We start from the raw sequence: 21,316 nt of genomic DNA, 5'->3' as shown, positions 1-21,316 counted from the left end.
GCCCCCCGGAGGCCGGGGGGCGCCGCTCTTCGTCCGCGATCGTGCAGGCGGATCAGGCGCTGTCGCGCGGGCTGTTCTGGTAGGCGGCGAGGCGCCACTCGCCGTCCTCCTTGGCGGCCACCCACGTGGCGCGCACCGCGCGCTCGGGGGCGACCTCGGTCTCGCCGGGGGCGAGGACGCCGCCCTGGGTGACCACGACGGCCACGTCGGAGCGGATGAACTTCAGGGCCAGCGGCGTGCCGGTGACCTGGGTGCCCTTGAAGGGACCCTGGAAGGCCGCGGACATGAAGGCCTCGATCTCCGCGCGGCCGTCGCGGTAGGAGCCGGGCAGGATCATCGTGCCCTGCTCCGTGAACACCTGGGCGAAGGCCGCCGCGTCGTGCTGGGCCCAGGCCGCGACGATGCGGCCGGGCAGAGCCGCGACGGCGGCCTTGTCGGCGTCGGACACGGAGATCGCCGTCGCGGCGGGTGATGCGGTCATCAGTGGTACCCCAGTTCCAGTCGGGTCAGATGTAGAGGGAGTTGGGCTCGAGGCCGCACAGGACCCGGCCGTAGAGCTCGGCGTTGGTGTCCGGGTGCATCAGCGCGTGCAGGTTGACGGCCTGGATGTCGCGGGAGATGCGCTGCATCGGGACGTTGCTGTAGATCGAGGAGCCGCCGCTGGCCGTGGCGAAGATGTCCACGGCCTCCTTGGCCAGGCGGCAGACGGCGCCCATGTCGGCGCGGGCACGGACCCGCTCCTCCAGCGTCCACTGCTCGCCCGTCGCGTTCTTCGCATCGACGAGGTCGGCCAGCCGGAAGGCGTGGAACTCGGCCTGGTCGATCTTGAGCGTGGCCTCGGCGACCTGGAGGTGCGTCAGCGGGGCCTCGGCCTGGGAGGCGTAGGACGTGTACGTGATCTTGCGCTCGGGCAGCCGGGCCAGGAAAGCATCCTTGGCCGCGCGGGCCATGCCGAGCACCGCGCCCACGGAGGAGGCGGAGGCGACCGGGAGCAGCGGAGCGCGGTACATCGGGGCGTCGGAGTTCGCCTGGGAGGCGCCGCCCTGGCCCTGCACGATCACGCCCAGCGGCAGCACGCGCTCCGCGGGGACGAAGACGTTCTCCGCGAGGGTGCTCACGCTGCCGGTGCCCTTGAGACCGGAGGTGTGCCAGTCGTCGATGATCTGGAGTTCCGAGAGCGGGACCAGCGCCATGACCGGCATGGGCTCGCTGTCCGGCGCGATCTGGACGGCGACGATGACCTGCCACTGGGCGTGGAGGGCGCCGCTGATGAAGCCCCACTTGCCGTTGACCACGATGCCGCCGTCGACGGGAGCGGCCATCGCGCTGGGGCTCAGCGTGCCGCAGACCCGGACGTCGGGCGTGGAGAAGACCTCGTCCTGGACGTGGTCCGGGAACAGGCCGGCCATCCAGGTGGGGATCGAGTACACCGAGGCGATCCAGCCCGAGGAGCCGTCGGCGCGGCCCAGCTCGGCGGCGACCTCGACCAGGGTCCGGGCATCGCTCTCGTAACCGCCGAAACGGGCCGGCGCCCGCATGCGGAAGATTCCGGCGTCGGCCAGGGCCTCGATCGAATCGTCGTGAATACGCCGGTTATCCTCCGACCAATCCGAGTTCTCTCTCAGAACCGGGACCAGTTCGGACGCTCGACGAACAAGCTGTTCCCGCGTAGGAACATCGGTCGTCGTCAGCACCATATCCTCCTGGAAAAGATGTCCTATCCCCGGAGGCCGGAAATTGGCCGTCCGTGATATTTACGGACGACCCTGGCAGTCTGCGACGATCGGACGCATCTTCAGGATTGCGGGATCGGCGGCGGTCGCCCTGGCCGGAGCTTTCCCGTGTCCGGGCCGTGCGCGACGCCGCATCCTAGGAGAAGGCCCGGCCCCTCCCCGGCTGCGACCATGAGGCCACCAAGTCTTGGAACACGCCTCGTGCAAGAGGAAGAGGGAAGAAAACTGATGACCGAGCGTCAGGATATCCCTGCCGGCCCCGCCGTGGAACGGCGGAAAACCCGCCCGTTGACGGGTGATGAATACATCGAAAGCCTGCGGGACGGTCGGGAAATATACATCTACGGCGATCGCGTAAAGGACGTCACCCAGCATCCCGCATTCCGCAATCCGATCCGTATGACGGCACGTCTGTACGACGCTCTGCACGATCCGGCGAACCGCGGTGTCCTGACCAGGCCCACGGACACCGGCAGCGACGGGTACACGCACAGCTTCTTCACCACCCCCCGCAGCGTCGACGACCTGGTGGCCGACCAGAAGGCCATCGCGGAGTGGGCGCGCATGAGCTACGGGTGGATGGGGCGCAGCCCCGACTACAAGGCGTCGTTCCTCGGCACGCTCGGCGCCAACGGGGACTACTACGCCCCGTACTCGGACAACGCACAGCGCTGGTACCGGGAGTCGCAGGAGAAGGTGCTCTTCTGGAACCACGCCATCGTCCACCCGCCGGTCGACCGCAACCTGCCGCCCGACCAGGTGGAGGACGTGTTCATCCACGTGGAGAAGGAGACCGACGCCGGCCTGGTGGTCAGCGGGGCCAAGGTGGTGGCCACGGGCTCCGCGCTGTCGCACTACAACTTCATCGCCCACTTCGGCCTGCCGGTCAAGAAGCGCGAGTTCGCCCTGATCGCCACCATCCCGATGGACGCGCCGGGCATGAAACTCATCTGCCGCCCCTCCTACACCGCCACCGCCGCCGTCATGGGCAGCCCCTTCGACTACCCCCTTTCCTCCCGGCTCGACGAGAACGACACCATCCTGGTCCTGGACAAGGTCCTCATCCCCTGGGAGAACGTCTTCGTCTACGGTCACCTGGGCAAGGTCCAGATGTTCCCCTCCCGCTCGGGATTCGTGGAGCGCTTCACCTTCCACGGGTGCACCCGGCTGGCCGTGAAGCTGGAGTTCATCGCCGGTCTGCTGGTCAAGGCGCTGGAGATCACCGGGACCAAGGACTTCCGCGGGGTCCAGACCCGCATCGGTGAGGTGCTCGCCTGGCGCAACCTCTTCCAGGGGCTCTCCGACGCCGCCGCGCGCAACCCGGTCGAGTGGAAGAACGGGGCGCTCCTGCCCAATCCGCAGTACGGCATGGCGTACCGCTGGTTCATGCAGATCGGCTACCCGCGGATCAAGGAGATCATCCAGCAGGACGTCGCGAGCGGCCTGGTCTACGTCAACTCCAGCGCCGAGGACTTCAAGAACCCGGACGTGCGGCCCTACCTCGACAAGTACCTGCGCGGCTCGGACGGCGTGGAAGCGGTCGACCGCGTCAAGGTGATGAAGCTCCTGTGGGACGCGGTGGGCACCGAGTTCGGCGGGCGCCACGAGCTGTACGAGCGCAACTACGCCGGCAACCACGAGAACACCCGTGTGGAGCTGCTCTTCTCCCAGATGACGTCCGGCCAGGTCGACGGGTACAAGGCCTTCGCGGAGGCGTGCCTGTCCGAGTACGACCTGGACGGCTGGACCGTGCCCGACCTCTCCTCCTTCGACGACCTGCGCGCCTCGGCCCGCGGCTCCCTGCGCGACGCCTGACATACCGCGCCCGCGGCCCCCTGCACGACGCCTGACGCACCGCGCCCGCGCCCCCTCTGCGGGGCCGCGGGCGCGGTGGCGGTGCGGGACGGATCAGACCAGGGACAGCGGCGCGTCGGGCGTGACGACCGTCCGCTTCAGCACCTGGCGGTAACCGGCGGCGAAATCGGCCATGGTGCTCTCGTGGTAGAGGTTCGTGTTGTAGCCCACGTGGCCGAGCATCTGACCGGACAGCGGGTCGATGTCCAGCTGGAACATCACGCCGTCGGGGATGTCCGTGCTCACGGGCTGCGACAGCAGGCGGCGGCGGATCTCGGAGATCCGCAGGTCGCCCGCCTCCTCGCCCTCCAGCGCGGGGAACTGGAAGACCTGGAAGGCGATGACACCGAGGTCGTCCGCGCCGAAGGAGGCGGCGAGCTCCGGGGCCTCGGCGACGACCTGGCCGAACGGCAGGGCGTTGCCGTACGCCTTCAGGCAGGTCGCGCGGGTCCGCTGCACGACCTCCCGGAAGGTGGCCGCGCCGCTGACGGAGGTCCGCAGCGGGACGAAGTTGAAGAACGCCCCGACCGTGTCCTGGAACCTGGCCGGCCCGCGGCCCGAGGCCATCGTCGGGACGACGACGTCGGTCGCGCCGAGCCTCTCGTTGAGGAACACCTTGTAGGCGGCGAGCAGGACCATGAAGGCCGAGCTGCGGGTCTCCTTCGCGACCGCCAGGGCCGCCGAGGTCAGCTCCGCGTCGATCTGGAAGCGGTGGACGGAGGTGGTCTTCTCCACGCCCGCCGACTTCAGGTGGTCCGTCGGGACACCGGTGATCTTCGCCCCCGCCAGCTGCTCGCGCCAGTAGCCGCGCGCCTTCACGTCCGCGTCCGGAGCGAAGCGCTCGCGCTCCCACCGGGCGAAGTCCTGGAACTGGGTGACCTCCGGGAGGGCGGCGGCCGGGTAGCCGCGCCGCTCGGCGTAGTACGCGCCGAGATCCCGGATGATCAGCTGGATGGACACCTCGTCGGCCGCCGTGTGGTGGGCGATCAGGACGAGGACCGCGTCGTCCTCGTCGAACCGGCCCAGGACCGCGCGCAGCAGCGGCAGGTCCCCGACGCCGTAGTGGCCGCCCTCCAGCTCGATGAGGAGCTCCTCGGCGCGGCGGTCGCGTGCCGCCACGTCCGGTTCGGGGATCTCGCGCACGGTCAGGGAGACGGGCGAGGCCGGCAGGATCTCCTGGCGCTGGCCGCCGGGGGTCCGCACGATCGTCGTACGCAGCGCCTCGTGGCGCTCGACGACGTCGTCGAGCGCGCCCTGGAGTGCGTCGAGGTCGGTCTTCCCGGCCAGCCGCCAGCCGCCGACGATGTTGTAGAGCGGGCCGAAGGGGCCCTTCTCGTCGCCCTGGTCGAACATGCACAGGAACTCTTGGTTGAAGGACAGGGGAATGCTCATCGGGTCGTCCCAAGTGTCGTGGAGGAAGCGGCGGGCCCCGGCCGGGCCGCGTTGCGGACGGCCCGGCCGGGGCTGAGGCGCGAACCGGGTGCCGGGCTTCAGCGCAGCTCGGTGCCGGTGGAGGCGGCGGCGGCGAGGAACTCGCCGCGGGAGAGGGCGGCGGCGACCAGCTCGATGTCGTCGGACATGTAGCGGTCCTTGTCCAGGGTGGGGACCAGCGAGCGGATCTGGTCGTACGTCGCCTTGCCGGTCGGGCTGAGCCGCTCGTAGCGGCCCGACAGGTCGACGGCCTGGGCCGCGGCGAGGAACTCGACCGCGAGGATGCGGGTGTTGTTCGACAGCACCCGGCGGGCGTTGCGGGTGGCGATCAGGCCCATGCTCACGACGTCCTGGTTGTCGCCGTTGGACGGGACGCTCTGGGTGCTCGCGGGGCCGATGGTCCGGTTCTCCGCGACCAGGGCGGTGGCGGGGTACTGTGCGCCGGCGAAGCCGCTGTTGAGGCCCGGGTCGCTGGCGACCAGGAACTCCGGCAGGCCGTCGCTGAGGTGACGGTTGAGCAGGCGGTTGGTACGGCGCTCCGAGAACACGCCCAGCTGGGTGAGGGCCAGCATGACGAAGTCCATGGCGAAGGCGATCGGCTGGCCGTGGAAGTTCGCGCCGTGGAAGATTTCCTTGCCGTCGAAGAACAGCGGGTTGTCGTTGGAGGAGTTCAGCTCGGTCTCGAGCTTTTCCACGGCGTGGTACAGGGTGTCCCGGACCGCTCCGACGACCTGCGGGATGGCCCGCAGCGTGTAGGCCTTCTGCAGGTAGACCTCGGTACGCGAGACACCGTCGCCGGTGCGCTGCTCCTGCGCCTGGCGGCGCAGCTCCGCGTGCTCGACCATCAGGCCGCTGCCGCTGAGCAGCGCGCGCATGTTGGCCGCGGTGTCGATCTGGCCCTGGTGCGGACGGGCGATGTCGTGGCCCTCGGCCTGGAACGGGCTGGTCGAGCCCTGGAGCGCCTCCAGGACGAGCGCGGTGCCGATCTCGGCCTGACGCACCTGGTCCAGGGCGCGGGCCACGACCAGGGAGCCCAGACCCGTCATGGCGGACGTGCCGTTGATCAGCGCGAGGCCCTCCTTGAAGCGGAGCTGGAGCGGCTCGATGCCCTTCTCGCGCAGCACCTCGGCGGTCGGGACGCGCTTGCCGTCCCGCAGGACGTAGCCCTCGCCGATGAGCGTGCCCGCGATGTGCGAGAGCGGAGCCAGGTCGCCGCTGGCACCGAGCGAGCCGATCTCCGGGATGGCCGGCGTGATGTTCTCGTTGAGGTAGAGGGCCAGGCGCTCCAGCAGCTCGGGGCGCACGGCGGAGTAGCCCTTGGAGAGGGCGTTGAGACGGGCCGCCATGATCGCGCGGGCCTCGTCCTCGGCGAACAGCGGGCCGACGCCGGAGCTGTGGCTGCGGACCAGGTTGGTCTGGAGCTCGATCTCCTTCGACTTGTCGACCTGCATGTAGATCATCTCGCCGTATCCGGTGGTGACGCCGTAGACGGGGGCACCTTCCTCGACGATCTTCTCGAACTGGACACGGCTCCTGGCCGCCTTGGCCAGGGTCTCCGGGCTCACGACGGCCGGCGTCTGCTCCTCGGCCACGCGGCGGACCGCAGCGATGTTCAGAGTCTCGCCGTCGAAGCTGACGCTCGATCCGTCCGCGTCGACCGAGAAGTCCGTCTCAAGCAGTGTCACGACATTCACCCCAAGTGGTATGGAATACGCAAGTTCAGTGGAAAGAGGCCCTGACGGCCGTGCTCGGTGCCGGCGCTCAGCGGGCGGCCGGAGCGGCCCCGGCCAGAGCGCGCCGGTCGACCTTGCCGCCGGTGTTGCGGGGCAGGCGCTCCAGCGTCACGAACGACAACGCCGGCAGGGTCTTGCCGAACCACCGCACCAGGGCGGCCCGCCAGTCGGCCGGGGTGGCCACCGGATCGCCGTCCGGTGTGCGACGGGGCACCACGTACGCCTCCAGCCGCGTCACGAGTCCGTCGGGGCCGGTGCGCGCGACCACGGCGCAGGAGGACACCGACGCGTGGGCGGCCAGTGCCGCCTCGATACCGATGAGCTCCAGCCGGGTACCGGAGATCTTGATGCGGGAGTCGCCGCGACCGGAGTACTCCAGCGAGCCGTCCCAGCGCCGGCGGCCCAGATCGCCCGTGCGGTGGATGCCGCTGCCCACGAGCGCGTCGAGGCTGTCGTCGGCCAGGGGCCGGAAGGCCTCGCAGCCGGGGCCCTCGCCGATGTAACCGGGTGTCACCTGCGGGCCCAGCACGACGATGTCGCCCGTGACACCCGCGGGGCAGGGCCGGTCGTTCTCGTCCAGGACCAGCACCTGACGGCCGGGGATGGACCGGCCGATCGGTACGGCGCCGCGCACCGGTGCGGCGACCTCGGCCCAGGTGGCCAGGATCGTCTCGGTGGAGCCGTAGAGGTTCACCAGCCGGGCGGCGGGCAGCGCGGTCCGCACCGCCTCCGCGAGTTCCCCGGACAGTGCCTCGCCGGCCAGGAGCAGGTGCCCGAGGGAGCCGAGGCGTCCCGGGGCGGCGCCGACGGCGCCGATCAGCTCCCGCGCGAAGCTCGGAACCGTCTGCAAGTGGGTGATGCCCTGCGCGTCGAGCCAGGCCACGAGCTTCTCGGGATGAGCCCGGATCCGCTCGGGCACGGGGCACAGGGTGGCCCCGACCGCCAGAGCGGCGAACACCTCCACCAGGCCGGCGTCGTAGCCGGGAGCGGCCCACTGGGCCACGCGCGAGCCCGGTCCGATGCCGAACTCCCCGGTGAACCAGTCGATGAACTGGGCGAAGGTGCGGTGGGTCTGCGGTATGCCCTTCGCGGTGCCGGTCGTACCGGAGGTGTAGGTCACGTACGCCCACCGGTGGGACGAGGCAACCTCGTCCGGTCGCCCCGGCGCGGAGGCCACCGTGGTGCCGTCCGCGCCGGGGACCGCCCGGTCGGGGGTTGCCGGGTAGGTGAGGACGTCCGTGAGGACGTCCAGGTCCAGGACGTGCCCGTCCAGTTCGCTCCGGTACCAGTCGACGAGGCGGCGGTCGCCGCGGTCGCCGGCCAGGATCAGACAGTGCGGCCGCAGGCTGTCGAAGACGGCCCTGCCGCGCTCCCCGGTGTCGCCGGTGCCCAGGCAGACGGCGTGGGCGCCCGCCCCGAACACGCCGAGCAGGGCCGCGGCCTGCGGGGATCCGGGGGGAAGCATCAGCGCCACCGCCGAGCCCTCGCCCGCGCCGAGGTCGCGCAGGGCGCCCGTGACGCGTGCGGCCCGCGCGAGGAGTTCGCCGTACGTGACCTCGCCGGTGGCCTCGGACAGCGCCGTCGCGCCGGGGGCCCGCTCGGCCACCGCACGGAAGCGGTCGTGGACCGCGGGGCTGCTCCACACTCCGGCCGCCGCCGCGTCGGCGTCGACGACCGAGCGCAGGATCTCCTCGGGGCTCTCCAGCGCGAGCGCGTGAGCCGGCGCCGCGGGATCGGCCAGGGCCGCCTCCAGCACGGTGCGCAGCTGGCCGAGGAAGCCGGCCGCGGCTTCGGGGTCGTACGGAGTGGTGCGGTACGTCAGGTGACCGGTGACGGAAGGAGTGGTCTGGTGCACCGTCAGGGCGATGTCGGCCTCCGGCGAGTCACCGCGGAACCAGCCCTCGTCCGAGCGGAGCCTGCGCACGTGCGCGCCCGCCAGCCGGAGCACCGGCCCGAACGGGTCGGCGGAGGCGAAGACCGCGTCGTACGGGACCTCGTCGGCGGCGGCCCCGGTGGTCCGCTGGAGCGGGAGGCGCTGGTCGGCGGCGGCGGACCGCCGCAGTGCGGCCGTCCGCAGCAGCAGTTCGCGGAAGGCGGGACGCCCCGAGAAGTCGCCGCGGATGCGCCCGCCCCCCGTGACGGCGACCGTCACGGCGCCCTCGGCGCGGTGCCGGCCGAGCAGCCAGTGGTAGGCGGTCAGGAGGATGTCGTAGGGAGTGACGCCCTCCCGGGCACTCACCTCGCCGAGCGAGGAGGCGAACTCCGGGCCCCAGTCGAAGTCCGCGCTGCCGAAGTCACCGGTCCGGCCGGCGGTCTCGGACGCGTAGGCGGTGGAGAGGTCGTCCGCCAGGCCGGCCAGTGAGCGGCCGGCCGCGAACGCCCGGTTGACCGCGATCAGAACCAGGTGGGAGTCGTCCGCGAACCGCCCGACGGTCAGGCGGGCGGCCGGGCCGCGGTCCGCGGGGAAGGAGAGCGCGAGCGGGTCGCCCCACAGCCGTTCGGCCGCCTCCCACGGACCGGCGTCCGCCACCGTGCCGAGGTCCGTGAACCAGTGGGCGTCACCGCCCGTCCTGGTGGTGGCGTCCGGCATGTCCTGCCCGGCGGTGGCGCCCCGCCAGGCGGCGCGCAGCGCCTGTGTGTCGAGGCCGCCGGTCACGGCATACGCCCGGACAACGTGGGCCGTCTCGGTCACGCCCCATCCCTTCCCTTCGTGTGATGTGGCCGGTCGGCTCAGTGACTGACGAGTTCGTCGGCCGACCGGGACGGGGCCGCGGGCTGTGCGGCAGGTGCCGCCTGGGGGGTCCGGGCGGCGCCGGCGGCGGGGCCCGTGAACTTCTCGACCGCGTCGCGGGCGACGTTCCACAGCACCCGGGCGATGAACGCGGGGCGCATCATCGCGTCGGGCTTGTCGACGAGACCGGCGCCGCGCATGTAGGCGGCGGTGATCTTGCCGTCGCGGGTCGCCGCCGTCTGGACCAGCTTGAGGAACGTCTGCGCGGCCTTGACCTGCGGCGTGCGCTCGCCCTGCACCCCGGGGAAGGTGAGGTCGACGGTGTTGGTCATCTCCCACGGCGGGTCGATGACGTCGCGGGCCAGGTCGCGGAAGAAGTCGGCGGGGATCGGGGCCGCGCCGGTGTGCAGGTGGTCGCGGATGGTCAGCGCGCCGAGCGCGGCGGCCGTCATGCCCTGGGCGTAGACCGGGTTGAAGGTGGTGACGGCGTCACCGGTGACCAGCAGGCCCTCCGGGAAGCGCGGCATGTCCTCGTAGCGGCGGCGCAGGGTGGTCGGGAAGCGGAACGCGACCGGCTCGTCCAGCGGCTCGGCGTGCTGGAGGGCGTCGTAGATGTCCGGCACCGCGAGGGACTTCACCCAGGCGTACAGGCCCTCCTGGTCGATGGGCGGGTGGTCGCCCAGGAGACCGTAGGTGGTCAGCTCGACGCGGTCGCCGTCGGTCTTGGTGAAGATGGCGCCGCGGGGAAGCTCCGGGGAGGCGACCGGGTTGATCGACAGGTCGCCGTGGTAGGGATCCTCGAGCAGCTTGTAGTGCTGGGTGACGTAGCCGAGGCCGATCTTCTTGCGCTCCTCGACGACGCGCGGGTAGCCGAGCTCCTCCAGCCACACCGGGGTGCGTGAACCGCGGCCCGTCGCGTCGACCACGAGGTCGGCCCCGATGGTCTCCTCGGTGCTCCCCGCCGCCAGGCTCTGGACGCGGACACCGGTGACCTTGGTGCGGTCGGCAGTCGTGACGAGACCGAGGATGTCGTGCTCCTCGAAGAAGGCCACGTTCGACAGGGCCGCGGTGCGCTGGCGGATGTGCTTCTCCAGCATCGGGCGGCTCGCGGCCACACAGGTCAGCCCGGCGACCTCGGGCTTGAGCCGCTTGCCGTTGAAGTACCAGCGCACGTGCCCGGCCAGGTCGCCGGTCGGGACGCCGTCGGCGAAGAGCTCCTCGGTGATGCCCGGGAACATCTCCTCCATGGCCAGCTGGCCGCGGGCCAGCAGCCCGTTGATGTGCCGGCTCTGGGGGCAGTTCTTGCGCGGGCCGTCCACCCCGGTCAGCACGTCACGGTCAACGATGAGTACTTCGTCATAGGCATCGGCGAGCACTCTGGCCGCGAACAGGCCGGCGATGCTTCCGCCGAGTACCACCGCGCGAGTACCGGTCTTGTCGCCCGACACGGGGACCTCCTCGAACTTCCCTTTATGGGATGAGAATCAGGGAATGGATGGAATTCGGATGATCGGATTAGATGCTGCCGATCGTCGCGCCCAGCCGAGCCGCGGCGCATCTCCTGGCGTGCTGCCCGGTGGAGCGGTTGTGCTCTACCGGGCCGCAGCGGTCAGCGGTCGGCGGGGCCGGTGGCGAAATGCGCACGCGAGAGCTCGCGCGCGGCCGCCGTGAAGAGGAACAGGGCGATGCCCGCATGGCTCTGCTGCATGGACATGTCGCGCCAGACCCGTTCCATGCGCTGGCCCTGGCGCACGGCGCTGGAACCGGCGGTGGGGAACAGGTGGGCCTCGACGGCGCGCCAGCTCATCCGTACCGCCTCCCGGCAGATGGTGGCGATGCGCAGTTCGAGTTCCGGGGTGACGTGCTCGGCCCCGAGGGCGGCGGCCTCGTCCCACTGCCGGACCGCGCCCAGCAGGCCCGCCTCGGCGGAGTGGACGAGCCCGGCGGCCTGGCCGTACCAGTACTGGAAGTCGGGGTCCTCGGTGCGCGGCACGATGGGCGGGAACATGGTGTGGCGTTCGCGCATCAGCTCCTCGTACGCGTCGAGGGCGTTCTTGGCCATGCCCACGGCGAGCGCCGCGTCCTCGAGGATCATGAAGCTCAGAGGCCCGCCGCCGTACGTCGGATTGCCGTGCAGGGCGCGGCCCGGTGTACCGCCGCTGACGTCCACCTGGCTCATGTGGGTGTCCAGCGTCAGGTGGGCGGGGACACGGCCGTTCTCGATGCGGATGCTGTGCGAACCGCTGCCGCGCAGGCCCAGCGTCCCCTTCCAGTCGTCGAGCCGGGTGAACTCGCTGCGCGGGGCCACGAACAGCATCGGCCGCGGCTCCCCGTCCCCGCCGTCCACCAGCGTGTGGCCGATGAAGTGCGTGGCGTACGGCGAGCCGGAGCAGTACCTCCAGGTGCCGTTGAGCACCCACTGTCCCTCACCGTCGCGTTCCGCGGTGCCGCTCGGCGCGACCGTCGCCGGGGCGATGAAGTCGCCGCCGGCGAAGACCTCCGCCTGGGCCCGCTCGTCGAACAGCGTCGCCACCGCGTGGGAGTGCGCCGCGCCCAGGCAGAACATCCAGCCCGTCGAGGGGCAGCCGCGGGTCAGGGCGACCACCACGCGCATGAAGGTGTCGACGCCGAACTCGTAACCGCCGTAGCGCCGCGGCACCAGGATCCGGTAGAAGCCGGCCCGCCGGAAGGCCTCGTGGGTGTCCTCGGCGTAGAAGCCGCGCTGCTCCGTCTCGGCCTGGCGGCCGATCAGACCCCGGGCCAGGGACTCGGCCCTGGCCACGACCTCGTCCGGGGTCAGGCCGGGCTCGGGCGGGAGGACGGCGGTCCGTTCGGGAGCACTCGCGGTGACTGTCATTGCTGCGCGGATTCCTTTGCCTCGGATGATGCCGCTGCACGGGGCCACACCACCCCGCGGCGCCGGCGCGCGACAAGTGGCCCACGGCCGACGGTGGCAGAGTCGCACCGCCCCGGAGCGGGCGCATCTCCTGGTTTGCGGCACCCGGCAGGGCCGTCGCCGGGCCGGGACGGCGGGAAGCCGGAACAGCACGCGGGAAGATGCCGGTCCGCGGCGCCGGATGGGATCGTCGGACCGCCCGGTCCGGTCCGCCGGCCGTACGGATCCTGCCAACCGACGATCCTGGAGTTCCGTTGAGAACCGCGCACCGCACCTGCCCCATCTGTGACGCCGTCTGCGGCTTGCGGATCGAACTCGACGACGACGGGAAGGTGCTCAGCGTCCGAGGGGACGCCGACGACCCGCTGTCCAAGGGCTACGTCTGCCCCAAGGGCGCCAGCCTGGGCCGTATCGACGAGGACCCGGACCGCCTGCGCGTGCCGATGATCCGTACCGGCGACCAGTGGCGCGAGGCGAGCTGGGACGAGGCCTTCGAAGCGGTCGAGCAGGGCCTCATGGGCGTCATCGACCGCCACGGCCGCCAGTCCGTCGCCGCCTACTTCGGCAATCCCACCTTCCACACCATGGGCGGCATCTTCTACCGCGGACCGCTGTCGCAGTCCCTGGGCACCACCAACCTCTACAGCGCCGGCACCATCGACCAGCTGCCCAAGCACGTGGCCGTCGGCCTGATGTTCGGCAGCGGCACCGCCATCTCCGTGCCGGACCTGGACCGCACCGAGTACCTGCTCATCCTCGGAGCGAACCCGGCGGAGTCCCACGGCTCGCTCTGCGCCGCCCCCGACTTCCCCGGCCGGCTCAAGGCCCTGCGCGCCCGGGGCGGCAAGATCGTCGTGGTCGACCCGCGCCGTACCCGCACCGCGGACCTCGCCGACGAGCACCACTTCGTGCGCCCGGGCACCGACTCCCTGCTGCTGTTCGCCATCGTGCACACCCTGCTCGCCGAGAACCTCGTCACCCTGCGCGTCGAGACCGAAGGCCTGGACGAACTGCGCTCCCACGCGGGTCCGTTCACCCCCGAGGCCGTCGCACCCGTCTGCGGGGTGCCCGCGGGCGACATCGTCCGCCTCGCCCGCGAACTGGCGGCCGCTCCCGCCGCGGCCGTCTACACCCGCATGGGAACCAGCACCGCCGACTTCGGCACCCTCACCCAGTGGCTCGTCGACGTCATCAACACCCTCACCGGCAACCTCGACCGGCCCGGCGGCGTCATGTTCCCCAAACCCGCCACCCTCGAAATGCCCTGGGGCCCCCGCCCCTTCACCTCGGGCCGCTGGCACAGCCGCGTGAAGAACCACCCCGAGGCGATGGGCGAACTCCCCGTCGCCACCCTCGCCGACGAGATCGAGACCCCGGGGGAGGGACAGGTGCGGGCGCTGGTCTCCATCGCCGGAAACCTCGCCCTGTCCGCACCCAACGGCCCCCGGCTCGCCCGCGCCCTCGGCGACCTGGAGTTCATGGTCTGCGTCGACCCCTACCTGAACGAGACCACCAAGTACGCCGACGTCATCCTGCCGCCCCCGCGCATGATGCAGATGCCGCACTACGACCTGCTGCTCCTGACCGTCACGGTCCGCAACTACACCCGCTTCTCGCCGCCCGTGCTGCCCCTGGAACCCGGACAGCTCTCCGAGGCCGAGATCATGGCCCGCCTCAGCCTCATCGCCGCAGGCGCCGGCGCCCACGCGGACCCCGCCCAGCTGGACGAGGCGGTCATCGGCCAGCTGCTCGGCATCGGCACCCAGATACCCGGCTCGCCCTTCCACGGCATGGAGGCCACCGAGGCCCGTGCGCTCCTGACCGGCGACAGCGGCCCCGAGCTGATGCTCGACGCGATGCTGCGCCTGGGACCCTACGGGCTCTCCCTGGAGGAGCTGCGCCGCCACCCCAACGGCCTGGACCTCGGCGCGCTGGAGCCCCGGCTGGCCGAAGTGATCGACACCGAGTCCGGTGCGGTACGCCTCGCCCCCGTCGAGCTCGACCCGGAGATCGAACGCCTCGGCGCGCGGCTGGCCACGCCCACCCCGCAGATGCTCCTCATCGGCCGCCGCCAGCTGCGCTCCAACAACAGCTGGCTGCACAACGTCCCGTCGCTGGTCGGCGGCAGCAACCGCTGCACCCTGCACATCCACCCCGAGGACGTGGCCCGGCTCGGCCTGGACACCCACGCCCGCGTCACCTCGGCCACCGGCGACCTCGTCGTCCCGATCGAGCCCAACGAGGCGATCATGCCGGGCGTGGTCAGCCTTCCCCACGGCTGGGGACACGCCGGGTCCGCGCAGCGCACCGCCGCCGCCCACCCCGGCGTCAACGCCAACGCCCTGACCGACGACTCGACGATCGACGCCCTGTCGGGCAACGCCGTCTTCAACGGCGCCCCCGTCACCGTGGCCCCGGCGCCCGCGCCCGACGGCGAGGAGCCGCCCCGGCACGAGCCCGTCCTGCTGCCGGTGTTCGCCGCCTAGCGCTGTGGCCGGAAGGGTTTGCCGGGTCGCGGCGTTCCCCCCGGCCACCGCGGGGAGGGGCCCCCGGGTGCGGTGCACCGCACGGCTGGGGCCGCGGCCCGTACGGGACGCACCGGCGCGGTCCGACCACGCGGCGACGCGCAGTGCCCCCGCCCCTCCCGGCGGTAGCCGGGGCAGCGCCGCCGGCCGGGCGGGACCTTCACGACACGCCCTGGCGGCAGCTGCGAGAGCAGCTCCGCCCGCACCACCACCCGCCCCTACTGGAGGATCCATGAACCCCGGCGCCCCGGACGAAGTCGTCGTCATCGAGGCCTGGCTCTCCGAGTTCCCGTTCCCCGACTTCCTGGAGCCGATCCGGGAACGCGCGAGGGAGTTCGAGAAGGCCCACCCCGGATACCGGATCGACATCCGCGGCCACTCCTACGAGCGGCTCCCCGAGGCCGTCGCCGAAGCGGCGGCCAGGGGCGCGGCCCCGGCCATCGCCACGTACTACGCCGGCGCCTCGCAGCTGGCCCGGGACGCCCGCGCCCAGGACGGATCGCCGCTGTTCGTCTCCGTGGAGAAGGCCGTCGCCGGCCGCTCCGAGATCCTCGGCGAGCGCGTGGTCCTCGACGACTTCCTGCCGGGCGTGCGCGAGTACTACACGGTCGACGGCGACTTCGCGACGGTGCCGCTGACCCTCTCGACGATGCTGCTCTACGCCAACACCACCGTCCTGCGACGGGCCGGAGTCGACGCCCTGCCCCGGACATGGCAGGAGACCACGGCCGCCTGCGAGGCCGTGGCCCGTCTGGAGGACGGTCCCGGCCACGGCATCGCCTGGCCGGTGGACGGCAAGTTCATCCAGCACGCCCTCGCCCAGCAGGGAGCCCTCCTCGCCGACGCGGGCAACGGCCGCTACGGCCGGGCCGCGAAGCTCGACCTGCAGTCCGCCGCACTCGCCGACTACGTGGACTGGTGGCGGAGCCTGCACGACGAGGGGCACTACCTGGACACCGGCGTACCGGAGGACTGGGCGGGCACCTTCAAGGCGCTGGTGGACCAGAAGGTCGCGCTGCGCTTCAGCTCGTCCTTCGACGCCAACTACATGGTGCGGGCCGCCGAGGCGGCCGGCTTCGACCTCGAGGTGGGCGTCCTGCCCCGCAACGGAGCCATGCCCTGCGCGGGCAACTGGATCGGCGGCGACTCCCTCTGGCTCACCGACGGCCTCGACGAGGCGGTCCGCGACGGTGCGCTCGCGTTCATGCAGTACCTGAACAGCCCCCGCGCCGCCGCCGCATGGCACAAGGCGAGCGGCTCGGCCCCCGCGACGTACGGCGTGATCGCGCTGCTGGAGGAGGAGGGCTGGTTCGACCAGCACCCCCACCACCGGGCGACCGGCGAGCAGCTCGAACTGCGCAGCGGACCGCCGGAGGCGCACGGAGCGGTGCTGGGCGGCTTCCACGCCATCCAGATCGTGATGATGGAAGCCGTGCAGGACGTCCTGGCCGGCGCCGAGCCGCGCGCGCGGTTCGCGCGCGCGCAGGAGCGGGCCCAGACGCTGCTCGACGACTACAACGCCTACGCGCAGGGCACCGGCCCGCTGACGCCCGACTGCCTCACGGTGCGCATCTGACGCGGAGCACGGGCGCGTGCGCCACGAGCAGACGGCCCGGTCGCAGACGCAGGGGGTCCCGGCCGGGCCGTCGCACGCCGGTCGCACGCCGGTCGTGCGCCGCGGGTCAGACGGACGCGAGTACCGGATCCGCCCCGGCACGCAGGAGCGGTGTCACGTAGAGCTCGTGCGCGCAGGCCGAGGCCAGCGCGCCGAGGCTGGAGACGTTCATCCCCTCCGGCAGGCCCGCGCTCTCGTAGGCCAGCGGCAGCTCGGTGCAGGCCGTGATGACCGGCAGCCGCTCGCGCCGCCACAGACTGCGCACCACCGACGCGAACACCCGGCCGGCCTGCTCCGTGTGTCCGGCCTTCACCAGGACGGCGGTCTCCTGGATCAGCTCCTGCATCCCGGGCGCCGGAACGATCAGCCGGTAGCCCAGCTCCGCCGCCCGCCCCTGGTACAGGCCGCTGGCCACGGTCCCGGAGGTCGCCGTCAGCCAGCCGCCCTGCGGGCTCAGCAGCATGGCCGCCTGCAGGGTCGCATCCACGATGTGGACGAGCGGCACCGGCAGCCGGTCCCTGATGCGGTCGATGTAGACGTGCGCGGTGTTGCACGGCACGGCCAGCAGGTCCGCTCCCCAGCCCGCCAGTGTCGTGAGACCCTCCAGGATGCCGGGGAGGGGTGCGTCGCTGCCGTCGAGCAGGGCGGTGCTGCGGTCGGGGATCGACGGCTCGGAGAGCATCATGATCCGCGGATGCTCCTGATCGGTCGTCCCGGGGACGCGCGCGGCAAGCAGACGCAGGAACTCCGCCGTCGCCGCGGGGCCCATGCCGCCCAGCACGCCAAGGGTTCCTGCCGGGGCGGTCATCGCGTCCCGGGCTCCGCGGGTCCCGCCAGCCGGCGGGCCACGCGTTCCGGCAGCGCGGCGGCCAGCAGCCGGCCGCGCCGCGAGGGGCTGCACCACCAGTCCAGATACAGGGTGCCCTCCCGCACGACACCGTTGACGGTCACGGTGTCCCGGCCGGTCGCGGGCAGCACGGTGAAGTCGACCTCGTCCGCCTCGACGACGGCCAGGGGGGCGCCCGCGGGCAGCAGCCCGGAGAGGTCACCGAAGTGTTCGTAGCGGATCAGGGCCTTCGCGGCGGACGCCGCGGTCCGGGCCCGGGACCAGCGGCCGATGCCGTCGTGCCCGTTGCCGGCGGTGTGGTCGACCACGTCGACCGCCGGTTCGTCACCGAGGGAGACGAGCGTCTGCGACAGCGCCCGGGCCACGTCGGCCGCGGAGGCCGCAGCGCCGCACCTCACCCGGATCCGCACCGGAGCCTCCTGCGCCGTGCCGGCGGGATGCCCCGCGGCCGCGGGGCCGGGCACGGCGGGCGCCGGCCCACCGGTGGCGGCAGCGGCACGCTCCAGGAACGCGCCGGCGGCCGGGAGCTGCGCCCGGCCGTCCGGCGCGGCCCACAGCGTGCACAGGTCGCGCAGCAGCACCCGCCAGGAGGCGGTGTCGGCCAGCAGGTCGTGGACCACCAGCAGCAGCCGGGCGGGCCGGGACCCGCGGTCGACCAGGGCGATCTGCAGGAGCGGTCCCTCGGTGAGGTCCAGCCGCGAGCGCAGCCGTTCCACGGCGGTGCGCAGCGCCTCCGGCTCCCGCGCGGGATCCCCGGCCGAGAGGTCCAGGCGCAGCACGGGCAGAGCGCCCGCGACGCCCGCGTCGTACTGGCGCCACGCGCCCCCCTCGTGCGTGAACCGCAGCCGCAGCGCCTCGTGGTGCAGCAGCAGCTGGAGGGCCGCCCGCCGGACCCTGCCGGAGTCGGCGCCGTTCGCGGCCTCCAGCAGCAGCGCCCGGCCCTGCAGGGCCGGCCCGGACGTGCCCGCGCCTGCGAGCACCTCGTGCTGGGCGGGCGTCAGCGCGGCCTCCCGCACCGCCGGGGCGAGCGGGGCCACCGAGGTGCGCTCCGCCCCGGCCGTCTCGGCCGGGGTGACCGGGACGCCCGCCTCGGGCAGCGGGTAGCCGATCTGGAGCAGCATCTTCTTCACCCGCGGGGTCGCGGCGGGCTCGCGCAGCTCCTCGTCCGCCTCGGTCCGCGCCAGGTGTCCCAGGCGGACCTCCCAGCGGGTGGGCGCCTCGTAGTTGTGGAAGCCGCGCTCACGGGTGTGCACGAGCACGCCCGCGTCGTTGATCATGCAGTTCGAGCTGCAGAAGCCGGTGTCCCCGGGCTGGGACCACAAGTCCGAACGGGACTTCAGCAGGGCGCGGATGCCGTCCTTGGTGACGTCGGAGTACCGGTAGTAGTCGACGACCTCGACGGAGTCGACCGCCTCGGCGCCGATGGCGCCGCCGGACTGGTGGTACGCGCTGCGGCCGGCCTTGAGCCTGGGCTCGATCTCCGCCGGGTCGAAGATGCCCTGGTTGTGGAACCAGCTCAGCCGCTCGTCCATGATCTGGCCGCGCGAGAGACCGGTGACGATGGTGGGGATCCCCAGGTCGTGGGCGTGCTGGGTACTGAGGTCCAGCAGCGAGCGGAAGCAGCCGTTGCACACGCTCTTGTGCTGCTGGAGGCTCTGCAGGAAGACCTTGTTCTGATCGGCGTGGGTGGCGGTGACGTGCTCGATGCCGAGCTCGGAGGTGATCGCCTCGACGTTGCGCAGGGCCGTCTTGGAGATGAACCCGTTGTCGAAGGTGAACGTACGCACGCGCAGGCCGAGTTCGATCAGCCGGTACAGCACGTACGAGCTGTCCTTGCCACCGCTGTAGAGCAGCAGGCAGTCGTAGCGCGACCCGCGCTCCTCGGCGCGGGCGCGCACCAGCCGTACGAAGGCGTCCACGTCAGCGAAGTACGACAGGATGTCCTGCCCCTTCGCCTCGTACATCGCGCACAGGTCACAGACCCCCGACGCGTCGAAGGTGATGCCGGGGTAGCGGCTGCTGATCCCGCAGCGGTCACAGGACCGCGACTGCGCCACGGCGGAAACGGCGGCAGGCTGCGGGGCGAGTTGCGTGGTCATCGGGGTCCCTAGATGGCGAGGAGGTCGTCGAGCGGTGCGTCGGCGGCCAGGAATTCGCGTTCGACGGCTTCGGCGAGCGTCGTGATCGTGGGCGACTGAAGGAAGTCGCGCAGCGCGACCGTGACACCGAAGGTGCGGTTGACCCGGGACAGCAGCTCGACCACGAGGAGCGAGGTGCCGCCCGAGTCGAAGAAGCCGTCCTCCAGGCCCACCCGGCCCACCGGCAGGATGCCCAGCCACAGCTCGGCCAGCGTCCGCTCGGTCGGGGTCCGCGGCTCGCCGCCGCGGACGTCGGTGACGGCGCGCCGCACCGGCACGGGCAGCGAGCCGCGGTCGATCTTCCCGCTGATGGTGCGGGGCAGCGCGGCCACCGGAACGAAGACCGCCGGCACCGCGCTGTCGGGCAACTGCTGCCGGAGGTGGTCGCGCAGGGCGGTGTACAGCACGTCGGGGTCGGTGTCCGCGGCGTCCGCGGCGAGTTCGAGATGCGCGCCCAGGTACGTGGCACCGTCCTCGTCCACCACGCTGACGGCCGCCTCGGCGACCGCCGGGTGGGTGCGCAGGAGGCTCTCGACGGCGGTGAGCTCGATCCGGACGCCGCCGATCTTGACCTGGTGGTCCTTGCGGCCGAGGAACTCCAGCGCGCCGTCCTCCAGCAGCCGCCCGAAGTCCCCGGTGCGGTAGACGATGTCGTCCGCGTCACCGGTGAGCGGGTTCGGTACGAAGACCCGGGCGGTCTCCTCGGGCAGGCCCAGGTAGCCCAGCGAGCGGTGGGGAGTCCGCAGGTAGACCTCACCGACGGTGCCGGGCTCGACGGGCCGTCCCCGCTCGTCCAGGAGCAGCAGCTCGGTGTCCGGCATCGGCCGTCCGACGGGCACGGAGACGCGTTCGGCGTCCCGCCGGGTGACGAAGTGGAAGGTCTTGGTCATCGTCGTCTCCGACGGCCCGTACAGGTTGAGCAGCCGGATCCGGTCGCCGTACCTGCCGAACCAGCGCCCGGCGTCGGCGGGCGCGAGCCGCTCGCCGGACAGCGCGACGCACCGCAGGCGGGACAGGGTGAGGTCGGCCGCGAGCGCCGCGTCCGCCAGCCCGCGGAACAGGGACGGGACGCAGTGCACCAGGTCGATGCGCGCCTCGTCGATCCAGCGGGCCAGTGCCGCCGGGTCGAGCAGGGTGTCCGCCGGCGGTACGACGAAGGTGCCGCCGGTGCTCAGCGGCACGAACAGGTCCCGCATCACGGCGTCGAAGGCGGGGGAGACGAGATTGCCGACCCGCCAGTCCGGGGTGACGCCGAGCAGCTCGGTCTCCCACTCGATGTAGTGCGTCACCGAGCCCAGCCGGCCCACGATGCCCTTGGGACGGCCCGTGGTGCCGGAGGTGTAGAAGACGTAGCAGGGGTCGTCGGCGCCGGCCCGGTGCGGACTCACGCGGGGCACGGGTCCGGACGCCCGGGTGTCGGCGGTGACGGTGCGCGCGTCCGGAGCGGCGTCCGCGAGCACCTGCGCGGCCACCGCGTCGGGTGAGGAGCCGAGCACGGCCCACCCGGGGGCCACGTCGGCGACGATGAGCCGCAGCCGGGCGGGCGGCGCCGACAGGTCCAGGGGCACGACGACGCCGCCGATGCGCAGGATCCCGAGCACGGAGGCGATCAGCTCGCGGCAGTCCCGGGCCAGCACGGGTACGAAGGCCCCGGCGCCCGCACCCGCGGAGCGGAGCGCGTCGGCGATGCGCGCGGCCCGCTCGTCCAGCTCGCGGTAGGTGAGGCGGCCCTGTGGCGACTCGACGGCCACCCGGTCCGGGAACCGCTCGATCGCCCTTCCCACCAGCTCGTGGATCGGTTCGAAGGTCATCT

General features: G+C 72.3%; 13 protein-coding genes. 3 read left to right on the top strand and 10 right to left on the bottom strand.

Features of this window, described 5'->3' with window-relative positions; all coding sequences use genetic code 11:
• Positions 1–52: 52 nt before the first annotated feature.
• Together ACFCZ1_RS34215 and ACFCZ1_RS34210 are read right to left on the bottom strand one after the other, a co-directional pair.
• Positions 53–481: an SgcJ/EcaC family oxidoreductase gene (locus tag ACFCZ1_RS34215; protein WP_376682179.1), complete on the bottom strand. Its 429-nt coding sequence runs from the start codon at positions 479–481 to the stop codon at positions 53–55.
• Positions 482–506: 25 nt separating this feature from the next.
• The gene (locus ACFCZ1_RS34210) at positions 507–1,691 is read right to left on the bottom strand and encodes an acyl-CoA dehydrogenase family protein (RefSeq protein WP_376682182.1); all 1,185 of its coding nucleotides are present in this window, start codon (positions 1,689–1,691) and stop codon (positions 507–509) included.
• A 270-nt stretch (positions 1,692–1,961) separates the two neighbouring features.
• Here ACFCZ1_RS34210 and ACFCZ1_RS34205 point away from each other — a divergent pair, with 270 nt between their 5' ends.
• Positions 1,962–3,548, top strand: a complete 1,587-nt coding sequence (locus tag ACFCZ1_RS34205) for a 4-hydroxyphenylacetate 3-hydroxylase family protein (RefSeq protein WP_376682178.1) — start codon at positions 1,962–1,964, stop codon at positions 3,546–3,548.
• A 93-nt stretch (positions 3,549–3,641) separates the two neighbouring features.
• Here the strand turns inward: ACFCZ1_RS34205 and ACFCZ1_RS34200 are convergent, their stop codons facing one another.
• The 5 genes from ACFCZ1_RS34200 to ACFCZ1_RS34180 all read right to left on the bottom strand — a co-directional run bounded on the left by ACFCZ1_RS34200 (position 3,642) and on the right by ACFCZ1_RS34180 (position 12,339).
• On the bottom strand, positions 3,642–4,979 hold the full coding sequence (locus ACFCZ1_RS34200; RefSeq protein ID WP_376682177.1) for a condensation domain-containing protein: 1,338 nt from the start codon (positions 4,977–4,979) through the stop codon (positions 3,642–3,644).
• A 98-nt stretch (positions 4,980–5,077) separates the two neighbouring features.
• Positions 5,078–6,697, bottom strand: coding sequence for a tyrosine 2,3-aminomutase (gene cmdF / locus ACFCZ1_RS34195; protein ID WP_376682181.1), 1,620 nt, complete (start codon positions 6,695–6,697; stop codon positions 5,078–5,080).
• Between the two features lie 82 nt (positions 6,698–6,779).
• The gene (locus ACFCZ1_RS34190) at positions 6,780–9,443 is read right to left on the bottom strand and encodes an AMP-binding protein (protein WP_376682176.1); all 2,664 of its coding nucleotides are present in this window, start codon (positions 9,441–9,443) and stop codon (positions 6,780–6,782) included.
• A 38-nt stretch (positions 9,444–9,481) separates the two neighbouring features.
• Entirely contained in the window at positions 9,482–10,930 is a 1,449-nt protein-coding gene (locus ACFCZ1_RS34185; RefSeq protein ID WP_376682175.1) for an FAD-dependent oxidoreductase, read from the bottom strand.
• A 161-nt stretch (positions 10,931–11,091) separates the two neighbouring features.
• Positions 11,092–12,339 carry an acyl-CoA dehydrogenase family protein gene (locus ACFCZ1_RS34180; protein WP_376682174.1) on the bottom strand — a complete coding sequence of 416 codons (1,248 nt, stop codon included), beginning with the start codon at positions 12,337–12,339 and terminating at the stop codon, positions 11,092–11,094.
• A gap of 293 nt (positions 12,340–12,632) precedes the next feature.
• On the opposite strand from ACFCZ1_RS34180, the gene ACFCZ1_RS34175 reads away from it, so the two are divergent.
• Entirely contained in the window at positions 12,633–14,864 is a 2,232-nt protein-coding gene (locus ACFCZ1_RS34175; RefSeq protein ID WP_376682173.1) for a molybdopterin-dependent oxidoreductase, read from the top strand.
• 271 nt (positions 14,865–15,135) lie between these two features.
• Positions 15,136–16,479: an extracellular solute-binding protein gene (locus ACFCZ1_RS34170; protein WP_376682172.1), complete on the top strand. Its 1,344-nt coding sequence runs from the start codon at positions 15,136–15,138 to the stop codon at positions 16,477–16,479.
• Between the two features lie 106 nt (positions 16,480–16,585).
• On the opposite strand, the gene ACFCZ1_RS34165 is transcribed toward ACFCZ1_RS34170, so the two are convergent.
• Genes ACFCZ1_RS34165 through ACFCZ1_RS34155 form a run of 3 tightly spaced genes read right to left on the bottom strand, consistent with a single transcriptional unit; the run spans position 16,586 to position 21,314 of the window.
• Entirely contained in the window at positions 16,586–17,326 is a 741-nt protein-coding gene (locus ACFCZ1_RS34165) for an aspartate/glutamate racemase family protein (protein ID WP_376682171.1), read from the bottom strand.
• Positions 17,323–19,464, bottom strand: coding sequence for a condensation domain-containing protein (locus ACFCZ1_RS34160; RefSeq protein WP_376682170.1), 2,142 nt, complete (start codon positions 19,462–19,464; stop codon positions 17,323–17,325). The genes ACFCZ1_RS34165 and ACFCZ1_RS34160 overlap by 4 nt, the downstream gene beginning before the upstream one ends.
• A gap of 8 nt (positions 19,465–19,472) precedes the next feature.
• Complete coding sequence (locus ACFCZ1_RS34155; RefSeq protein WP_376682169.1) at positions 19,473–21,314, bottom strand: amino acid adenylation domain-containing protein; 1,842 nt, start codon at positions 21,312–21,314, stop codon at positions 19,473–19,475.
• Positions 21,315–21,316: the final 2 nt, after the last annotated feature.

This window comes from Streptomyces sp. NPDC056224, from assembly GCF_042267665.1.
Taxonomy (GTDB): Bacteria; Actinomycetota; Actinomycetes; order Streptomycetales; family Streptomycetaceae; genus Streptomyces.
This window is presented reverse-complemented; position numbering and strand designations above follow the sequence as displayed.

Coding starts and splice junctions, on each gene's coding strand:
- ACFCZ1_RS34205 (WP_376682178.1), top strand. CDS start 1,962: ATGACCGAGCGTCAGGATATCCCTGCCGGCCCCGCCGTGGAACGGCGG.
- ACFCZ1_RS34155 (WP_376682169.1), bottom strand. CDS start 21,314: ATGACCTTCGAACCGATCCACGAGCTGGTGGGAAGGGCGATCGAGCGG.
- ACFCZ1_RS34170 (WP_376682172.1), top strand. CDS start 15,136: ATGAACCCCGGCGCCCCGGACGAAGTCGTCGTCATCGAGGCCTGGCTC.
- ACFCZ1_RS34200 (WP_376682177.1), bottom strand. CDS start 4,979: ATGAGCATTCCCCTGTCCTTCAACCAAGAGTTCCTGTGCATGTTCGAC.
- ACFCZ1_RS34180 (WP_376682174.1), bottom strand. CDS start 12,339: ATGACAGTCACCGCGAGTGCTCCCGAACGGACCGCCGTCCTCCCGCCC.
- ACFCZ1_RS34215 (WP_376682179.1), bottom strand. CDS start 481: ATGACCGCATCACCCGCCGCGACGGCGATCTCCGTGTCCGACGCCGAC.
- ACFCZ1_RS34165 (WP_376682171.1), bottom strand. CDS start 17,326: ATGACCGCCCCGGCAGGAACCCTTGGCGTGCTGGGCGGCATGGGCCCC.
- ACFCZ1_RS34160 (WP_376682170.1), bottom strand. CDS start 19,464: ATGACCACGCAACTCGCCCCGCAGCCTGCCGCCGTTTCCGCCGTGGCG.